The organism is Pseudomonas sp. GW821-FHT01A09 (genome assembly GCF_058986725.1).
This window is the reverse complement of record NZ_JBYSWB010000001.1, coordinates 191,045-208,650: the sequence shown is the minus strand read 5'-3', so window position 1 is coordinate 208,650 and position 17,606 is coordinate 191,045. Positions and strand designations below refer to the sequence as shown.

The 17,606-nt window shown below is 63.2% G+C and carries 16 protein-coding genes and 1 pseudogene; 6 read left to right on the top strand and 11 right to left on the bottom strand.

Going from position 1 to position 17,606, the window contains the following annotated elements; all coding sequences use genetic code 11:
- Positions 1–30 precede the first annotated feature (30 nt).
- On the bottom strand, positions 31–1,230 hold the full coding sequence (locus AC3WJP_RS00890; protein ID WP_493719350.1) for an ABC transporter substrate-binding protein: 1,200 nt from the start codon (positions 1,228–1,230) through the stop codon (positions 31–33).
- Positions 1,231–1,397: 167 nt separating this feature from the next.
- Between AC3WJP_RS00890 and AC3WJP_RS00885 the strand changes: the two genes are divergently transcribed.
- The gene (locus AC3WJP_RS00885; RefSeq protein ID WP_493719349.1) at positions 1,398–1,799 is read left to right on the top strand and encodes a nuclear transport factor 2 family protein; all 402 of its coding nucleotides are present in this window, start codon (positions 1,398–1,400) and stop codon (positions 1,797–1,799) included.
- A 56-nt stretch (positions 1,800–1,855) separates the two neighbouring features.
- Here AC3WJP_RS00885 and AC3WJP_RS00880 read toward each other — a convergent pair whose 3' ends face one another.
- The 7 genes from AC3WJP_RS00880 to AC3WJP_RS00850 all read right to left on the bottom strand — a co-directional run bounded on the left by AC3WJP_RS00880 (position 1,856) and on the right by AC3WJP_RS00850 (position 8,438).
- Entirely contained in the window at positions 1,856–2,479 is a 624-nt protein-coding gene (locus AC3WJP_RS00880) for a cell wall hydrolase (protein WP_493719348.1), read from the bottom strand.
- 190 nt (positions 2,480–2,669) lie between these two features.
- On the bottom strand, positions 2,670–2,858 hold the full coding sequence (locus AC3WJP_RS00875; protein ID WP_493719347.1) for a hypothetical protein: 189 nt from the start codon (positions 2,856–2,858) through the stop codon (positions 2,670–2,672).
- Positions 2,855–4,300: a DHA2 family efflux MFS transporter permease subunit gene (locus AC3WJP_RS00870; RefSeq protein WP_493719346.1), complete on the bottom strand. Its 1,446-nt coding sequence runs from the start codon at positions 4,298–4,300 to the stop codon at positions 2,855–2,857. Before AC3WJP_RS00870 ends, AC3WJP_RS00875 begins: the two co-directional genes overlap by 4 nt.
- Positions 4,301–4,517: 217 nt before the next feature.
- Complete coding sequence (locus AC3WJP_RS00865) at positions 4,518–5,591, bottom strand: diguanylate cyclase (RefSeq protein ID WP_493719345.1); 1,074 nt, start codon at positions 5,589–5,591, stop codon at positions 4,518–4,520.
- Between the two features lie 403 nt (positions 5,592–5,994).
- The gene (locus tag AC3WJP_RS00860; protein WP_493735662.1) at positions 5,995–6,645 is read right to left on the bottom strand and encodes a hypothetical protein; all 651 of its coding nucleotides are present in this window, start codon (positions 6,643–6,645) and stop codon (positions 5,995–5,997) included.
- Positions 6,646–6,926: 281 nt separating this feature from the next.
- On the bottom strand, positions 6,927–7,610 hold the full coding sequence (locus AC3WJP_RS00855) for a GNAT family N-acetyltransferase (protein ID WP_493719343.1): 684 nt from the start codon (positions 7,608–7,610) through the stop codon (positions 6,927–6,929).
- Positions 7,611–7,769: 159 nt separating this feature from the next.
- Positions 7,770–8,438 carry a polysaccharide lyase family 7 protein gene (locus tag AC3WJP_RS00850; RefSeq protein ID WP_493719342.1) on the bottom strand — a complete coding sequence of 223 codons (669 nt, stop codon included), beginning with the start codon at positions 8,436–8,438 and terminating at the stop codon, positions 7,770–7,772.
- A 431-nt stretch (positions 8,439–8,869) separates the two neighbouring features.
- Between AC3WJP_RS00850 and AC3WJP_RS00845 the strand changes: the two genes are divergently transcribed.
- The gene (locus tag AC3WJP_RS00845) at positions 8,870–10,717 is read left to right on the top strand and encodes a sensor domain-containing diguanylate cyclase (protein ID WP_493719341.1); all 1,848 of its coding nucleotides are present in this window, start codon (positions 8,870–8,872) and stop codon (positions 10,715–10,717) included.
- A 12-nt stretch (positions 10,718–10,729) separates the two neighbouring features.
- Here the strand turns inward: AC3WJP_RS00845 and AC3WJP_RS00840 are convergent, their stop codons facing one another.
- Together AC3WJP_RS00840 and AC3WJP_RS00835 are read right to left on the bottom strand one after the other, a co-directional pair.
- Positions 10,730–12,427: an ATP-binding protein gene (locus tag AC3WJP_RS00840; RefSeq protein ID WP_493719601.1), complete on the bottom strand. Its 1,698-nt coding sequence runs from the start codon at positions 12,425–12,427 to the stop codon at positions 10,730–10,732.
- A gap of 18 nt (positions 12,428–12,445) precedes the next feature.
- A pseudogene (locus AC3WJP_RS00835) lies at positions 12,446–12,805 on the bottom strand (PAS domain-containing protein); the annotation flags it as partial.
- A 188-nt stretch (positions 12,806–12,993) separates the two neighbouring features.
- Between AC3WJP_RS00835 and AC3WJP_RS00830 the strand changes: the two are divergent.
- Positions 12,994–13,830 carry an aldo/keto reductase gene (locus AC3WJP_RS00830; protein WP_493719340.1) on the top strand — a complete coding sequence of 279 codons (837 nt, stop codon included), beginning with the start codon at positions 12,994–12,996 and terminating at the stop codon, positions 13,828–13,830.
- 75 nt (positions 13,831–13,905) lie between these two features.
- The gene (locus tag AC3WJP_RS00825) at positions 13,906–14,967 is read left to right on the top strand and encodes an SDR family oxidoreductase (RefSeq protein ID WP_493719339.1); all 1,062 of its coding nucleotides are present in this window, start codon (positions 13,906–13,908) and stop codon (positions 14,965–14,967) included.
- Positions 14,968–15,094: 127 nt separating this feature from the next.
- Here the strand turns inward: AC3WJP_RS00825 and AC3WJP_RS00820 are convergent, their stop codons facing one another.
- Positions 15,095–15,466 carry a hypothetical protein gene (locus AC3WJP_RS00820; protein ID WP_493719338.1) on the bottom strand — a complete coding sequence of 124 codons (372 nt, stop codon included), beginning with the start codon at positions 15,464–15,466 and terminating at the stop codon, positions 15,095–15,097.
- A gap of 231 nt (positions 15,467–15,697) precedes the next feature.
- Between AC3WJP_RS00820 and AC3WJP_RS00815 the strand changes: the two genes are divergently transcribed.
- Both AC3WJP_RS00815 and AC3WJP_RS00810 read left to right on the top strand, forming a co-directional pair.
- On the top strand, positions 15,698–15,946 hold the full coding sequence (locus AC3WJP_RS00815; RefSeq protein ID WP_493719337.1) for a hypothetical protein: 249 nt from the start codon (positions 15,698–15,700) through the stop codon (positions 15,944–15,946).
- A gap of 219 nt (positions 15,947–16,165) precedes the next feature.
- Positions 16,166–17,398, top strand: coding sequence for an N-acetylmuramoyl-L-alanine amidase (locus AC3WJP_RS00810; protein WP_493719336.1), 1,233 nt, complete (start codon positions 16,166–16,168; stop codon positions 17,396–17,398).
- The last annotated feature ends 208 nt before the right edge of the window (positions 17,399–17,606 follow it).

Sequence of the window (17,606 nt, the reverse complement as noted above, 5' to 3'; positions counted from 1 at the left end):
GGCTCCTGCGCAAGCGATGGACGACCGCAGTCACGGCGCGACCGGCACGATCTGGTCGCCGACGAAGTGGGCGAACACGTAGTCCTGCGGGCCCAGCGCGTCATGGCGCTCAGCACTGAACGGCTGCTGGTAGGTCTTGATCAGGCCGTCGTAGGCGCCGATGCCATAAAAGCCGTCGCGCACTGCCGGCCCATCGGTGCTGCCGGCCTTGGCGATCGCCAGGGCGCTGAGGTGCAGGGCGTCGTAGGCGTTGGCGATACCGACTGCCGGAGTCACATCACCGAGGGACCTGATCTCGGGGTACTTGGCCTTGAGCGCGGTGAGCACGGCATCGCCACGGGGGCTGTTGTGCTCGGTGAACACGTAGGTCTGGATGAAGTGCACACGCCCGGCGTTGGGGCCGGCCAGCTCACCGAAGCGCCCGCCCGCTGGCCCCCAGTGGGACACCACCGGCACCTGCCAGCCCATGCGATCGAGGGACTTGACCACCTGCGCCGAGGGCCCGACGTTGCCCACCAGCAACAAGCTGTCGGCACCGGCTTCCTTGAGCCGCGTCAGTTGCGGCACCACGTCCAGATCGCTGTCCTGAATGCGCTCGACCCCGGCGCTGCTCAAGCCACGCTTGTCCAGGGCGCGCTTGAAGCCTGCCTCGTTGGATTCGCCCCATGGATTGTTGATCAGGATCAACCCGGGGTGCTGCATGTGCTGGGTGCGGGTGCCGTAGTCCACCAGCGCTTCGTCGACCCGCTCATCCACCGCGGAAACACGGAACACGTAATTGTCCTTGGCGCCGTTCTCGGTGATTTTGGTGCCCGCGGCCCAGATCCCCATGAACGGCACTTTCAGCTGATTGGCCAAGGGCACGATGGCCAGCGACACCGGGGTGTCGAGGCCACCGAAGAGAATGCTGACTTTTTCCCGCTGCACCAGTTCCCGGGCCGCCAGCATGCCCTTGGACGGGTTGCTCTCGTCGTCGCGGCGCACCAGTTCCAGGGGGCGACCCAACACGCCGCCTTGGGCGTTGACCTCGTCGATCGCCAGGCTCAGGCCGCGGGTCAGCGCTTCGCCCGACTTGGCCGACTGCCCCGACAGCGCAGCGACCAGCCCGACCTTGATCGGCTCCACGGCCCAGGCGTTGCCCGCCAGGCTGATGCCGACACCCACCACCATGGCCAACAGCGGGCGCTTGCGGCGGCTTGTGTTCGAAAGCGGATTCGACGATGAAAACATTTTTATTTCTCCTGATTGCTAGCACTTGTACGATCTTTGCTAGCAAACCGGATGCCAGTTGCGCATCGCCGGGTTTTTCCGCATTGCGGGCTTAAAACCAAGCAAGATCTGCCCCGTTAGCGTGCGCCGCGCACCATATGCAAGCAAACTTATCAAGGAGCGACAGCATGACCGCCATACATCCCGCCGTATTGATTGTTAGCAATTTTCTCGAAGCCTCCATGGCCCCTGACCCGGTGCGCGCCGCCACCTTCATGGCCCCCGACGTGGTCATCACCTTTACCGGCGGGCGCGCCATGCCCGCCCCGCAAACGATCACCGCCTTCAACGGCGCCCGTTATACCTGGGTAAAAAAACAGATAGGCCAATACGACTGGATGGAACGCGACGGCGTGACCGTGGTGTATTCCAACGGCACCCTGTACGGGCAATGGCCTGATGGCCGAGCGTTCGCAGGCAATCGCTACCTGGATCGCTATGAGGTGCAGGACGGTTTGATCACGCGCATGGATGTGTGGAACGACAGCGCGGAGTGGATCCTCGAGCCGTCGATCAATCGCCAGGCGTGAAGCCCGGCCACCCACGGTGCTCGGCAGCGCCACCGTGGGTGTTCACCGCCAGTTCGCTAGGGGGCAAGGTCCTTGCCGGGTTTGTAGAACACGAACTTGTCGGTCTGCGCGGTGCGCACATAGCGCTTGAAGCTCTCCGGCGACAGGCGCTTGTCGTGGAAGTACAGCGCGCCGTTGGTGCGGTCCTGCAACTGCTGATTCAGCGCCTTGCGGGCGACCTCCTTGGCATCCACGTAGCGATCCTCCTCCACCACCTGGTCGGAGCGGCCGTCGCACCACCAGGAGAACTGGCAGTTCTTCTTGTGTGCATCCTGCTTGACCACGCCGCACACGGTGTCGGCAAAACCTTCATGGCCAAGACGGTTGAGCACCACATTGGCAACCGCTTCCATGTCCTGCGCGTTGCCGCCCTTGGCCTCCCAATAAATCGTGCGCGACAGGCAGGTAATGGCATCGTCCACTGATTCCTTGCCCTTTGGATCGACCGCCTGCACCTCGGCCTTGGTGATGGTATCGGCCTTGGGCACGGGCGCCTCGGGCTGTGGTGAAGCGGCGTTCTGCTCCAGGGTTTCGGCCTTGTGCAGGGCCTTGCCGGGGTCGGCAGTGGCGTCGGCGGCCACAGCGCAGGATGAAGCGATGGATAACACGAGGACACATAGAACGCTGGCGGGGTAGCCCATGGTTGACCTGCTCTTGATGGCAAATTTCAGGGAGTACAGCCATACCATGGTTGCAGGCAATGCGCCACCACCTCACCCGTCGGCAGAAAATCCGCACTCAGCGCAACGGGCGAAAAAACTCGCGGATATCGTCGGCCAGCAATTGCGGTTGCTCCAGCGCCGCAAAGTGCCCGCCCTTGGCCTGCGGGCTTCAATGCCGTACATCGAAACGGCGCTGCAACCAGCTGCGCGGCGGCATCGGCAACTCACCCGGGAACAGCGCCACGCCCAGCGGCACTTCGACCCACTGCCCGGAGGTGAACTGCAACGGCCGCTGACCGCCCTCCACGTATTGGCGCAACGACGAGCCGATGCAACCGGTCAGCCAGTACGAGTTCAAGCCTCGCGCGCTGCCGGTTTGGCCCGCAGCAAACTGAGCGTCAACAACAGCGCCACGAACATCACCACGCCGCCCGCTCCTAGGCTCGCCTCGATCGCCACGCGGTACAGCTCGGTCAACTGCGCCATCTGCGTCGGCGAGCCACTGACCTCGCCCAGCCCTTCGAGCAGGTTGATGTGCTGAAACTGCTCCGGCAGCCGCGCCAGTTCACGATTGAGGGTAAAGCTCATGATGCCGCCCGCAGCCGCCACCCCCAGCGCACCGCCCAGGGAGCGGCAGAACGACATACCGGCGGTTGCCGCGCCCATCACTGCACTGGGCACCGAGTTCTGCACGATCACCGTGGCGTTTGGCATGCCGATGCCCATGCCGATACCGAGCACGCCCATGGTCACGAAAAAATACGCCGCGCCCATCTGCAGGTGCGCCCACACCAGCAGCAAGGTCAGCCCCAGGCACTCCAGGGCGACGCCCACCACCAGCAGTTGAATGAAATTCTGCCGCCTGGCGGAGAGCCAGCCACCGATCAGCGAGCTGATCAGTAGCATCGCCACCTGGGGCAAGGTCATGAAGCCCGATTCGGTCGGCGTTTGATGCAACACTGCCTGAAAGTACAGTGGCATGAACACCAGCGAGCCCATCATCGCGAAGGACATCGCCGCCGTGGCCGCCACCGCCACGCTGTAACGTCGATTGGCGAACAGCGCCGGGTCGATGATCGGCTCTGCGGCGCGGCGCTCGATGCGATACAGCAGGCCGAAGCCGACAAAGGCGATCACCCCCAGCAGCACCATCACCGCGTTGCCCAGTTGCTGAGCCAGCGATGACGCATGGGTCAGCAGCAACAACGCCGAGGTCGCCATGCACAACACGATCGCGCCCTTGTAGTCGATGGCCACGCGGGCCTGACGCTGCAAGGTCGGTACGTTGAGCATCAACCCAAGCATCGCCAGACCGCCCAGCGGCACGTTGATATAGAACACCCAGCGCCAGGTGAAATGGGCGGTGATGAACCCGCCCAGCAATGGGCCCGCCGCGCTGCTGATGGCGAACGCGGCGGAAAACAGCCCCTGGTAGCGCCCGCGCTGGGACGGTTCCACGGCGCGGCCGAGGACGATCTGCGACAGCGTCATCAACCCGCCGGCACCCAGCCCCTGCAAGCCACGAAACGCGATCAACTGCCCCATGCTGCTCGCCAGCCCGCACAACGCCGAAGCGCCGACGAACACGCCGATGCTGAGCAAAAACAACCGCCGCTGACCATAGAGGTCGGACAGCTTGCCGTACAACGGCGTGCTGATGGTCGAGGTGAGCATGAAGATCGTCACCACCCAGCTCATCGCCTCGAGGCCGTCCATCTCCCGGGCGATACGGGGCAACGCGGTGGCGACGATGCTCTGGTCCAGCGCCGCGAGAACCATGGCGACCATCAGTGACAGCATCAACCAAACGCGACCAGGTGCCGGCGTGGCGGCGGGAGGGGGAACGACGGCGGGGTTTTCCGGGAGCGACACACTAGCCTCTTGCAGGTCGGCCCGCACGACGACGGGCAAAAGGCTATTTAGCCTGATGCGCGTGGGGGTGAACAGGGCGACGGGGCAATCTCCTTATTGTCTGCACATTCCCCAAGGCCCAAGCGCTCGAGCCGACGCCAGCGCCTCACCCCTCGGCCATCACCCGATCGCGCCCTGCCCGCTTGCCCTCGTACAGCAAGTGGTCGGCCCGGCTCAGGGCATCACGAAACGCCTCGCCGGGCGCCATGGTCGCCACCGCCGCGGTGGCCGTGACCTGCAACGGCTGCGCCAGGCCCTCGCCCATCTCCGTGACCTCACCCGCGTCGGCACGGATGCAGGCCAGCACTCGCTCGGCCACCACCACAGCATCGGCGGTGGATGTCCCTGGCATCAGCACCAGAAACTCCTCGCCGCCCCAGCGCGCGGGCATATCGGTAGCGCGGATGCTCGTCGCGATCGCCTGGGCCACGCGTTGCAGCACGACATCGCCGACATCATGACCATGGGCGTCGTTGATCAGCTTGAAATGGTCGATATCGAGCATCAGCACCGACACCGTCTGCTGATGCCGCTGCGCGCCCAACTGCCGCACGCGCTGCATGATGCGCCGGCGGGTATAGAGGTTGGTCAGGCTGTCGGAATGGGCCGTCAGGAACAGGTTCATCTGCATCTGCAAACTGAAGCTCACCGACAGCGCCGCAGAGCGCAACAGCAACCCGGTAGCGGCCACGGCGTTGAGGATCCCGAAGATGTCCATCAATGTCGGGCTGATCTGTGCATCACGGCCCATGTAACGGCGCCCGGCAAAACCGCCGACCACCACCAGCATGATCGCCACGTTCAGGCACACCCGTAGCGCCCTCGCCCGCTGGAAACTGAACGCGACCACCGGCACCACACAGAACACGAACAGATAGAAATTGCTCTCCCAGCCCAGCACCCACGTGGCGAGCATGGCATGGGCGATGATCTCCACGCCCATGAGCATCCCTGCCAACCGGAATCGTTGCTGCTTGATCGCTTTGAAGCACCACACGTACACCAGCACACTCACGGCATTACCGAGGAACATCACCGGCACCTGCACGAACAGGAACAACACGAACAGCACCACGTGGATCGCGAACGCGAATCGCACGATGGTAAGGATGTGCTGCCAATACTGCACCGTAGCCTCGTAAAGCACCTGGGCGCGGTCGTCGTCGGAAAGGCTGTTCATCAAGGCAATCTCAGGGTACAGGCGGGCACGCGCCGGCGCGGAATCGAAAGTTCCACTCAAAAAGGTGTATCGGCCAAGGCGGTTGGAGCTTGATGGCGATCCGACCGGTAACTTCGCAGTCGGGGGGCAAGGCGGGCGCGATTTTGACTCGGGCGTCGACAAACAGCGAGCATCGGATTGGCTTTTTTTACCTCAACGATGGCTTGAAGTGATCCTCCATCGCGCCGATCCCCTACGACCTGCATGAATGCCACAGTGCCGGCCCCTGAGCCTTGATTGTCAAGAACCGGCCTGGAGATGAAATTTTCTGGTGCCGTGGGAGCCGGCTCCAAGGAGTGGTTCGCCCAAAGCAAGCGGATGTTGCATGCTCGCCGCAGGGCAAGATCAGCCCGGAAAACATGCCTCAGAAAAAATTGCAGATACCTTTGCCGTTATCTTTCGCATCGGTACTCGGCCAAGGCCCGAAGCCGCTTTGGGCAGTGACATTGGAGATCGAACGATCCTGGAGCATGGGGTATTTGGCCTTGAGTTTGGCGATCGACTCGGCATGGTCGATGTTCGAAAGGCAAAACGTCAGCGCGTTCGCATAGAAATCCCCGATATAGGCGATCTCACCGGGCTTGACCGTAAACACGATCGGCGCGGGCGCGGGTTTGGAGGTGCCTGCATAGAAGTGATAACGCCAGCCCTTGATTTCGTACTGCCCGGCCGGGACTTCATACATGAAAAAATTGCCAAGCAAGTTGGGCGGCGGCAAATCGTCTCCACCGCCGAGCGTCTGCAGTTGCAGCGCCGTGGCCGGCTCTGTTGCCTTGACGACATAAACTTCCAACCCATGGGGCTGAGTCAGAAAACCCTCGGTGATAGAGCCGATCAACACCGCCTTGGTCGGGTCCGGCGCAGTCTTGCCATCATAGCGGGGGTAGGTCGTCGCACAGGCAGACAGCACTGCGCTCAGGACGACGATTGCCATCCAGGCAAAAGGGGTGATTCTCGTGTTGCGTAGCATTTGATAGTCCTTGTCTCGAATATCCTGGAAGATCCTGAGCGCCATGCTCTACCGAGATGCATTGCCTCGGTGGCAACCACAGCAGCCGACCGCACCGCAGCCAACCCGCGCACCCGACCCAGCGCCCTAAGGCGCTGAGGCGTGGACGCCTTGCTTGCCTTGTTTGGCAATGGTCGCCAGCGCGGCACCCTTGATCAGTAATATTACGGCCGCGATATTATTGAGCCACTATTCTGACGTCAATGTTTTGCTGCAAATCGTATCGAAAAGGTTACGCGTCGCCGCCCAAAGGGACCGGGCGATCCGCGTGTTTCCAATACCAGCCTTCAAGTCGCTCGATGGCGCTGCACGCACAACACCGCCTGCCGCGTCAGCTGATCCAGATGCCGGTCCCGCTGCTTCTCGGCATCGGCCATCGCGCGCTTGCCATGCTGCTTGAGCAGGTAGGCATGAATCTGTTGTACCTCAAGGCTGCGGTAGATCGGTGCGATGTCCAGCAGCGGGATCAGCCCATGGGTGGCGTGGTCGCGGGTATTCATCAGCACCTGCGGACCGCGGGCGCCAAGCACCTGAAAGCCCAAGGCCTCGAACGTCAGCACCTTGCCCGGGTGGCACGCCAGTTCGGCATGGGGGTAACGGGCAGTCATGGCGTCGACCAGCCGGCGGGCGATGCCACGGCGACGATGCCCCTGGCTTACGGCCAGATAGGCCAGCGCGCAAGCCTCGGTGTCGTCCTTGACGGGCAGGTACAGCGCAAACCCGAGCACCGTGTCCGGGTCGTCTGGGTCGCAGGCGGTGAGCAGTTCGGCGGGAATGCCCTTGGCGCCGTCCATGCCGTCGAGATACAGGTGCACCTCGAAGCCCACACCGTATTGATAGAGGTTGTACAGCGGGTTGCTGGGGGCGATGGCGACGCTGCTGATGTCGGTGAGGTTGTCGACCACCATATGCAGGATCTGGCTTTTGACCGATTCGGCCGGGGTGGCGAGGTAATGGTTGAGGCTGTACATCAGGGGAGCGGCTCCGGGAGGCAGGACAGGCCGGGGCATGATAACCCGATCGCCGAGCAACTGTAGCGAGGGGGCTTGCCCCCCCAAACCTGGTCAGTCCGCACGTGCGTCGCTGACTGGGCCAATCGGGGGCGAGCCCCCCCGCTACATTGGGTTGGCTCAGCTCTTCTTGGTGTGTTCGGCGCTCAGTTTGTAGAAAGTCGCCGCGCCGCCTTCGGTGGCATAGCCGGTGTTGTCCTGGGTGTAAACGCCCGCCTTGAAGTACAGGGCCTTGGGCGCCCAGCTGCTGTCGACCTTGGAGCTCCATTGATAGTTGAAGGCGTTGACCGTCAGGTTGCCCGAAGGCGTCAGGTGGATGGTGTAGGTGAAGCGCTGGTTCATCGGCACCATCTGCGCCACGGTGATCACCGTCGGCTCGGCGTCCGGGGTCAGGCGATATTTGACGACGATATTGCCCAGGCGCTTGGCATCCTTGTACTGGTATTCGAGCTTGAGCATCGGCTCGGTGCTGCCGAAGCAGTGGATCTGGCCAATGACGATCTTGCCGGTCGAGGGCACCTGATTGACCGCCACCGCGGCGCGCAGCATGTTGTCGGCGTCGGCGTATTTCCAGTTGTTGACGCTGCCATCGGCCTTGGTCTCGCGCAGTTCGGTGCGCGGGTACACAGCGTTGGCGGTCTTGCTGCCGGTGACCGGCGCCCAGAAGAACAGCGTGTCGCCCGATTTGAAGTAGCCATCGGTGTAGCCGCTGACCAGTTGCGGGGTGTTGATGGTGACCGACGGGGTGCCGACGGGGATGCTCAGGTTCCAGGTATCGAGTGCGATCATGATTGACTCCAAAGGGGGCGCGTTTAGCCGTTGAACGGTCAGGCTGAGTGCCCACCGTTTGGTCAATGCTGTTATCGGCGCTCCGGCCCGGAGCTGAAACGGTAATGCCATATGAATGACGCCGGTAAATTGGCATGCGAACGCAAGGCCAGTATTACGCTATCAGCGCCTCATTTCGGGCCGCGAAACCCTATCCAATCCCGCTGCACCTCTGCGCCCACCCCCACCGCCAAGCAATTGGCAGACACCCGTCAACGCAGATGAAAAATAATTCAGTCATCAAGGCTGTTTCCCGACCAGCGGTATTCCAACCCGTGCGGTGATGACCCGCGCATGGCCGATTTCCACGCGCCCCTTAAGCTTGCGCCATACTTTCCGATACATTTGTAGACGCCTGCCAACACCCAACGCCATTGCCGCCGAGACCTCACATGTTGATCGCGCCCCATCCCGCCAATGAAGAAGCTCGCTTGCGTCTGTTGCGCAGCCTCGGTGTACTCGACACGCCGCCGGAAGAAGACTTCGATCGCATTACCCGGGTCTCCGCCGAGCTGCTGCAGGTACCCATTACTCTGGTGTCGCTGGTGGATGCCAATCGCCAGTGGTTCAAGTCCAAGATCGGCCTGGAGGTATGCGAGACCTCGCGGGACATGGCGTTCTGCGCCCACGCCCTGCATGTGCCGGACATTCTGTTGATCGAAGACGCCACCCTGGACCCGCGCTTCAGCGACAACCCGCTGGTGGTGGGTTTTCCGCATATCCGCTTTTATGCGGGCGTGCCACTGCGCAGTGACGAAGGCCTGGTGCTGGGCACCCTCTGCGCCATCGACACCCGGCCCCGCGATCTGACGCAAAAGGCCCTGGCGGCGTTCAAGGACCTGGCCCGGGTGGTGGAGCGCGATCTGCTGCAACGCAGCGTCACCCAGGACATGCGAATGGTCTGGGAGGATGACCGTCAGGCCAAGGTGCTCAGTGAGGCGCGCTTCGCGCTGGTGTTCCAGCAAACGCCCTGCGGCAAGGCCATTGTTGACCTGCAAGGGCGTTTCAGCGCGGTCAACCCCAAGCTCTGCGCCATCACCGGCTATGCGCATGAAGAATTGCTCAAGCTGACCTTCGCCGAGATCACCCACCCGGATGACCTGGAAAAGGACCTGCTCAACGTCGCCGATCTGCTGTTCGGTCGACGCACCAGCTACGCCTTGGAAAAGCGCTACATCCGTCGCGACGGCACCCCGGTGTGGACCGAGTTGAACGTGTCGCTGGTGCGCAACGAAAAGGGCGAGCCCGATCACTTTATCGCCGTGATCCTCGACATCACGGATCGCAAGCGCGGTGAAGAGGTGCTGCGCAACTACCAGCAGGAACTGGAAAGCAAAGTCGCCGAGCGCACCCGCGAGCTCAACGCCAGCCGCGAGACGCTGCAGGCGATCGCCGACAACATGCCGATCCTGATCGCGCACATCGATCGCGATCTGCGCTATCTGTTCAACAATGAGGTGTATCGCCAAGTGTTCGGCGTCGATCCGGCCTCCCTGCGCGGCAAGTACGTCAAGGATTTACTGGCGCCGGAGTTGTTCGCCGAGCTGCTGCCCAATTTCCAGCGTGCCCTCGCTGGCGAGCGGATGGTGCATGACGGCCTGATCTATAACCTCGAACAGGGGCGGATCTGGAGCGCGACTTACGTGCCCGATGTGCGTGGCGACGAAGTGGTGGGCTTTTACGTGATGTCCCAGGACATCACCGAGCGCACCCGAGTGGAGCGCAATCTGCGCGACAAGGCGATGCTCGATCCCCTCACCGAACTGCCTAACCGCCGGGCGCTGCACGAGCATCTGGAACGGGCGATCAATCAGAGCGCCCATTCGCCCGAGCCCTTCGCGCTGTTCTTCCTCGACCTGGACGGCTTCAAGGCGGTGAACGACCAGCACGGCCATGACGCCGGTGACGCGTTGCTCAAACAGGTGGCCGCGCGCCTTGAGCACACGGTGCGCAGAGGCGATTTCGTCTGCCGTTTGGCGGGCGACGAGTTCGTGGTAGTCGCCCATGGCGTGCCGGGGCCGGAGATCGCCGGGCGTATTGCGGAGAGCATTTGCGCGGCGATCGCTACGCCCTTTGAACTGAGTCAGGGCGCCGTGAAGATCGGCACCAGCCTGGGCATCGCCCTCAGCCCAGCGGCGGGCAATATTGCCGCCGAGACCTTGCTGACCCATGCCGATAACGCCATGTATGAAGCCAAGCGTCGTGGGCGCAATGGCTATCGATTCGCCGGCGGGGATTGATCGGCAGGGGTTTCAGGACTCGATCATCGCGGTGATCCGCGCGCTCAGCGCATCGAGGCCGAACGGCTTGGTCATGACCTGCATGCCGGGGTCGAGATGGCCGTGGTTGAGCACGGCGGATTCGGCATAGCCGGTAATGAACAGCACCTTCAGCTCGGGCCGCGCGACCCGCGCCGCATCGGCCATCTGCCGACCGTTCATGCCGCCCGGCAAGCCGACGTCGGTCACCAGCAGGTCGATGCGCATGTCCGAATTGAGTACCTCCAGACCGCCGGCGCCGTCGGCCGCCTCCACCCCGTGATAGCCCAGTTCGCCGAGCACTTCGGTCACCAGCATGCGCACCGTGGGCTCGTCATCGACCACCAGCACGGTCTGCCCTACCGCCACGACCGGCTCGCTGGTCGGTTGCAGCGGCGCTTCGCCCAGCGGCAGCTCACCCAGGTGGCGCGGCAGGAACAGACTCACCTCGGTGCCCTCGCCCACCTGCGAGCGAATCTTCACCTGGCCGTGGGACTGGCGCGCGAAGCCGTAGATCATCGACAGCCCCAGCCCGGTCCCTTGACCGATCGGCTTGGTGGTAAAGAACGGATCGAAAGCCTTGCTCAGCACCGCCGGGGCCATGCCGGCGCCGCTGTCCTGCACGCTGAGGCACAGGTACTCGCCAGTTGGCAGCCCCAGCGCCGCGGCCTGAGGCGCCTCCAGCACCCGGTTGCAGCAGTCGATGACCAGGCGACCGCCGTCGGGCATGGCATCGCGCGCATTGATGCACAGGTTGAGCAGGGAGTTTTCCAGCTGCCCGGGATCGGCATGGGTAATCCACAACCCCTGCGCCGCGCTGCAAGCCAGGGCGATATTGGGGCCCAGGGTGCGGCGGATCAGCTCTTCCATGCCGCGCACCAGCTCATCGAGACGTACGGGCCGGGGTTCCAGCGTTTGCCGGCGGGAGAACGCCAGCAACCGGTGGGTCAGCGCCGCTGCGCGCTTGGCCGAAGTCTGCGCGGCGCCGATATAGCGCTCGGCCTCGCTGAGGCGACCTTGGGCCACGCGGCTTTGCAGCAATTCCAGGCTGCCGGTGATGCCCACCAGCAGGTTGTTGAAGTCATGGGCCAGGCCCCCGGTCAACTGCCCCACCGCTTCCATCTTCTGTGCCTGGCGCAACGCCTCTTCGGCCTCATGCAACTCGGCGGTGCGCTGCTCGATGCGCACTTCCAGCGAATGCGTCAGCTCCAGCAACGCCGCTTCCTTGGCCAGCCGCCCGCGCACGATCGCCACATGGCTGGCGATGGTGGCGAAGAACTCCAGGCATTCGGGTTCGAAATGGGTGCGACCACGGGCGGCGAAGGACATCACCCCATACAGTGTCTGCCCCTCCAGCACCGGGAAGGCGGCGAAGGCGTCATAGCCGCAGCGCCGGCCCACTTCATAGCGCGGCTCGGTGGTGGCCTGCATATTGTCGATCACCAGGGGTTTCAAACTTTTGGCCACTTCACCGCACACCGGCAGATCGAAGGACGCATGCGCAAGCGTCGCCCGCACCTCGGCGCTGGCGCCCACCGAATGGGTCAGGTGCAGGTGCTGGCAATCGGGGGTCAGCACGTAGCTGTAGCTTTCATCGAAGCCCAGCAGGTCGGTGCTCTGCTCCAGGATAGGCCCGAGCACGTCATCCGGATCGACAGCGTCGAGCAGCCCGGCCGAGACCTTGGCCAGCATCATGAAGCGCTGCTCGCGGCGATGTTCGAGGGTGCGATCGCGCAGTACATGAACGTAGCCGCACACCGCGCCGCTGGCATCGCGCTCGGGCATCATCAGGCCCGGCGCCCAGAAGCGCCGGCTGTCCTTGCGCACGTACCAGCGCGCGCCGGTGCCCTGGCCGTGCTCCACCGCGGCCAGCATCTGCAGCCGGGCATGTTCGGCCTGGTTGTCCTGAGGAGTGAAGTAACGCTCGATCGGCTGGCCGAGCATCTCGGCCTCGCTCCAGCCCAGCATCTGCGTGGCTGAGCGGTTCCAGCGAGTGACGTTGCCGTTGAGGTCGAAATAGATCAGGGCGTAGCTGTCGCGGTCTTCCACGCTTGGGTCGCTCCCCAACATTAGCGTCGTGTGTAAGTGCCCGAATTGGCGTGCTGCGCACAGCCTGCAGCGCCACGGCAGGCCAGTGTAGTGTATTCGTGCCAGGCATGCCCGTGGCAAACGCCAAGCGTCTGCCCCGAGGTTTTCGCAACTTTATCGTGTCAGCCCCCTCGAACACTGGGCACCTTTCATCCTTCGAGGAGACCCACATGGCATCCGCCCCCCTGATTACCCTCAATGACGGCGTGAAAATTCCCCAGCTTGGTCTTGGCGTCTGGCAACTGGACGACGATCAGGCCTACGCCTCGTCCACCGCCGCGCTGAAGGCCGGCTATCGCCACATCGATACCGCCAAGATCTACGGCAACGAAGCTGGCGTCGGCCGCGCCGTGGCTGAAAGCGAGCTGCCCCGCGAACAGATCTTCATCACCACCAAGCTGTGGAACGAAGACCAGGGCTACGACAACACCCTGCGTGCCTTCGACGCCAGCCTCGAGCGCCTGGGCCTCGAGACCCTGGATCTGTACCTGATTCACTGGGCCATCCCCAAGAAGGGCACCTACCGTGACACCTGGAAGGCCTTTGTGCGCTTGCAGGAAGAAGGCCGCGTGCGCTCCATCGGCGTATCCAACTTCAATGTCGAGCACCTCGAACACATCATCCAGGACACCGGCGTCACGCCTTCGGTGAACCAGATCGAGACGCACCCCGACTTCGCCCAGACCGAACTCCACGCCTGGTGCCGCGCCAAGGGCATCGTCTCGGAATCCTGGAGCCCGCTGGGCCAAGGCGGCGAACTGCTCAAGCTGCCGCTGTTTGCCGATATCGCCCAGCGCCATGGCAAGACCCCGGCCCACGTGATCCTGCGCTGGCACCTGCAGCATGGCCACGTGGTGATCCCGCGTTCGTCCAACGCCGAGCGCATCGCCGCCAACATCGACGTGTTCGATTTCGAGCTCAGCGGCGAGGAGCTCAAAGCCATCGACGGTATCCGCCAGACCGGGCGTCTGGGGCCGGATCCGGAAACCATCGAAATGGGCCTGTAAGCCCCTATTCTTTTTGCACCCCGCGGCGCGGTGGGCCTGCAACGGCCACCCTCGTCGCCACGGAGGTTTTTAGTTATGTCTGAATCAGCATTGGTCGTCGGCGTCACCGGTATCGTCGGCAGCGCAATTTCTCGGTTGTTGGTTGATCGCGGCTGGCAGGTCGCGGGCCTATCGCGCACACCCACTCAGCAGGACGGCGTGACCCCGGTGGTCGCCGACCTCAACAATGCCGAAGCGCTCAAAACTGCGCTCAAGGGCCTGGCACCGACCTATGTGTACCTGGCGACCTGGTCGCGGCAAGCCACGGAAGCGGAGAACATCCGCGTCAACGCCGCCCACGTGCGTAATGTGCTGGGCGCCTTGGCGACCGATGGCACGGTGCGGCATGTGGCGCTGGTGACCGGCCTCAAGCATTACTTGGGCCCATTCGAAGCCTATGGCAAAGGCAGCCTGCCGCAAACGCCGTTCCGCGAAGAGCAAGGCCGCCTGGATGTGGAGAACTTCTATTACGCCCAGGAGGACGAAGTGTTCGCCGCCGCTGCGCGCGATGGATTTACCTGGAGCGTGCATCGCCCGCACACCATCATCGGCGTGGCGGTGGGCAACGCCATGAACATGGCCACGACCCTCGCCGTGCATGCTTCGATCTGCAAGCATACCGGCCGGCCGTTCATCTTCCCGGGCTCCGCCGCACAGTGGAACAGCCTGACCGACATGACCGATGCCCGGCAACTGGCCCGGCAACTGCTGTGGGCCGCGACCACGCCGGCCGCTGCCAATCAGGCCTTCAACATCGTCAATGGCGACGTGTTTCGCTGGCAATGGATGTGGGAGCGGATTGCCCAGTGGTTCGATATTCACCCAGCGCCCTTCCCCAGCGAGACACGACCGCTCGAACAGCAGATGGCCAATGACGCCGACGTCTGGAAGACCATGGCCGCGCAGTACGGGTTGAAGGAGGCGGATATCAGCCGATTGATTTCGCCGTGGCACACCGACGCCGACCTCGGTCGCCCGATCGAGGTGGTGACCGATATGTCCAAGAGCCGCAAGCTGGGCTTCCTCGACTATCAGGCCACCGACGATGCCTTCTTCGATGTATTCGCTCAGCTAAGGGAAGCGCGATTGATTCCGTAGTCCGTTAAACCCAACTCTGTAGCGAGGGGGCTTGCCCCCGATACGGTGAATCAGCCACACATGGGTTGACTGACACACCGCATCGGGGGCAAGCCCCCTCATTACAGGAGTGAGCTACCCTCCGGGTCTACAACTTGCGCACGCGCACATCGGTTATGCCCATCACCGCCGCCTGGGCCAGCACCTGCTCGGCGCTGGCTTCGGCGTTGGGCATCAGCAGGCTGTTCTCGCCATCGCCAAAGTGCAGCATCAACAGGTGCAGCGCCGCCTCCGGGGTGCTCATCTGCGTGTCTGCCAATTGCAGATCATGGTGATGAGGCTCGTGTTTGAGCAGGTAGTCGATGCGAAACACGTGCCCGGCCTCGGCGCTGATCGGTTGTTTTTCCCCCGTGCGTTCGGCGCTGTCGGCCGGGCCGATCACCGGGTACAGGTCATCGGCCAGCGGCGCCCCATGGTCGGGTGACTGCATACCGCTTTTGTAATTGGGATTGATGTCCATCGCTCACCTCGCTTGCAGGCCGCTCGAACCGGGCCTTTGAACATTCGAGCGAGGACGGGCGCAAGGGTGCCCGACAATGGGATGAGCGGTCACCCGGGCACCGTCGGGCAGACCGAGGGAATCCTCGTGGCTGCGTCGAGTCACAGCTGTCATGCACCCTGCAGCCGACGATTTATCGCTATCGGCGCCGCTGGGGATTGCATGCATTCAACCACTGCATCAGAGGTAGACATGACCATTGATAAAGAGCTTGAGAAAGAAGTGCTCACTCGACTCCTGCACGCTCACCCCCAAGGCCTGGGCAAGGAGATCCTCGATAACTATCGCGGCGAGACGGCAGTGTTCGAGACCCTCGGAGCCCTGCAGAACCGTGGGCTGATCCAGCACGGGCACGTCAACGCCAAGGACAGCGGCGCGCCGACGGTCAACTATCCCATCAAGCTCTCGGCGGCCGGAGTGAACGCTGCGCAAACGCTGTAGCGCCATCCGATGGCATGCCCGGCGCACGCGTCGGGCATGCCAGAGCCAATACTCCCGACAGTCACCCGAATCCGCGATCATTCCTGCCTTTATCGCTTCATTCCCGCCGTTCTGCCCCCAGTTAGCCCCGCAAGATGAAATTTCTCTCAGCTTTGTCCCGTAACCTCTTGTTACCGCTAATATTCAAAGCTCGAAATAATGTTTATGGAAGGTTTCTCCATGCACCGGCGCCGATTGCTGACTTTCCTGCTTGCGGGTGTCACCCTGCCCGCTCCTTTCCTCGCTCAGGCGGCACAAACCGTGCTGGCGGCCCGCGGATGGCGCCACGACGGCAAGATGCGCCTGGTGCTGGACCTCAGCGGCGACGTTCGCTATCAAACTTTTGACCTCGATGCACCGCCACGGATGATCATCGACCTGCACGGTACGCGCTTGGCCAAGGCGCTGAACGACGCGGCACTGGTGGGCGCGCCGCTCAAGGCGATCCGCAGCAGCGACCGCGGCAACGGCGATACGCGCCTGGTGCTGGAGTTCGTCGAGCCGGTGGACAGCAGCAGTTTCGTGCTGCCCCCGTCCGGCGAAGCGGGCCACCGCCTGGTGCTGGACTTCAAGCCCAAGGCTGCTCCGGCCACCGTGGCAGCCGCTACCGAGCCCGCCGCACCGGCCGTGGTTGCGCAAACCACCCAGCCCGAGATCAAGGCCCGCCCCGGCCAGCGCGACATTATCGTGGTGGTCGATGCCGGGCATGGCGGCAAGGACCCCGGTGCGCTGGGGGCCAAGGGCGAGCAGGAAAAACACGTGGCCCTGTCGATCGCGCAGATGCTGGCCGCCCGCATCAATCGGCAAAAAGGCTACAAGGCCAGGCTGGTACGCAACGACGATATCTTCATTCCGCTGCGCAAACGGGTAGACGTCGCGCGCAAATACAACGCCGACATGTTCGTCTCGGTGCACGCCGATGCTGCCCCGCGCCGCACGGCCTCCGGGGCCTCGGTGTTCGCGCTGTCCGAACACGGCGCCACCTCGACCATGGCGCGCTGGATGGCGGATCAGGAGAACAGCGCCGACCTGATCGGTAGCAAGCAGTTGCTCAATCTCAAGGACAAGGACCCGATGGTCGCCAACGTGATCCTCGACATGTCGCTCAACTCCACCATCAGCGCCAGCCTCGACCTGGGCGGCATCGTGCTCGACAGCGTCGGCAAGGTGGCCGGGGTGCATGGCGAGCGTGTCGAGCAGGCGGGCTTCGCTGTGCTCAAGTCGCCGGACATCCCGTCGATTCTGGTAGAGACCGGGTTCATCTCCAACGCCCGCGACTGCCAACGGCTGATGGACATGCGCCATCGGCAGAGCGTCGCCACGGCGATCTTCGACGGCGTCAGCGGTTACTTCGGGCGCAATCCGCCGGCCGGTACCTATCTGGCCGAGATCAAGGGCAACAGTCTGGCCTGAAGCCACGTCTGCGCGCGGTAGCCGGGGATCCCCCTGGCTACACCACCCGCCTGTTTCTTCGAACCAACGCCGCACCCCTCATGTCTACCTTTTTGTACCGGTCCAGCGCCCGGTATAAACGCTTTGGCATGCTGCACGTTTACCGATTGCCAGGGGCGACAATCCCCTGTCAGCACCGATGGCCATCGTGCAGCCATCCAATAACAAA

Bases quoted from the DNA above. Each gene is read 5' to 3' on its own strand.
- AC3WJP_RS00850 (WP_493719342.1), bottom strand. From the start codon at position 8,438: ATGATCGCACTCGATACCTGGAACCTGAGCATCCCCGTCGGCACCCCG.
- AC3WJP_RS00830 (WP_493719340.1), top strand. From the start codon at position 12,994: ATGGCATCCGCCCCCCTGATTACCCTCAATGACGGCGTGAAAATTCCC.
- AC3WJP_RS00820 (WP_493719338.1), bottom strand. From the start codon at position 15,466: ATGGACATCAATCCCAATTACAAAAGCGGTATGCAGTCACCCGACCAT.
- AC3WJP_RS00860 (WP_493735662.1), bottom strand. From the start codon at position 6,645: ATGGCGCTCAGGATCTTCCAGGATATTCGAGACAAGGACTATCAAATG.
- AC3WJP_RS00855 (WP_493719343.1), bottom strand. From the start codon at position 7,610: ATGTACAGCCTCAACCATTACCTCGCCACCCCGGCCGAATCGGTCAAA.
- AC3WJP_RS00865 (WP_493719345.1), bottom strand. From the start codon at position 5,591: ATGAACAGCCTTTCCGACGACGACCGCGCCCAGGTGCTTTACGAGGCT.
- AC3WJP_RS00885 (WP_493719349.1), top strand. From the start codon at position 1,398: ATGACCGCCATACATCCCGCCGTATTGATTGTTAGCAATTTTCTCGAA.
- AC3WJP_RS00880 (WP_493719348.1), bottom strand. From the start codon at position 2,479: ATGGGCTACCCCGCCAGCGTTCTATGTGTCCTCGTGTTATCCATCGCT.
- AC3WJP_RS00890 (WP_493719350.1), bottom strand. From the start codon at position 1,230: ATGTTTTCATCGTCGAATCCGCTTTCGAACACAAGCCGCCGCAAGCGC.
- AC3WJP_RS00870 (WP_493719346.1), bottom strand. From the start codon at position 4,300: ATGCTGTCACTGATGGTCGCCATGGTTCTCGCGGCGCTGGACCAGAGC.
- AC3WJP_RS00845 (WP_493719341.1), top strand. From the start codon at position 8,870: ATGTTGATCGCGCCCCATCCCGCCAATGAAGAAGCTCGCTTGCGTCTG.
- AC3WJP_RS00810 (WP_493719336.1), top strand. From the start codon at position 16,166: ATGCACCGGCGCCGATTGCTGACTTTCCTGCTTGCGGGTGTCACCCTG.
- AC3WJP_RS00825 (WP_493719339.1), top strand. From the start codon at position 13,906: ATGTCTGAATCAGCATTGGTCGTCGGCGTCACCGGTATCGTCGGCAGC.
- AC3WJP_RS00840 (WP_493719601.1), bottom strand. From the start codon at position 12,427: ATGCTGGCCAAGGTCTCGGCCGGGCTGCTCGACGCTGTCGATCCGGAT.
- AC3WJP_RS00815 (WP_493719337.1), top strand. From the start codon at position 15,698: ATGACCATTGATAAAGAGCTTGAGAAAGAAGTGCTCACTCGACTCCTG.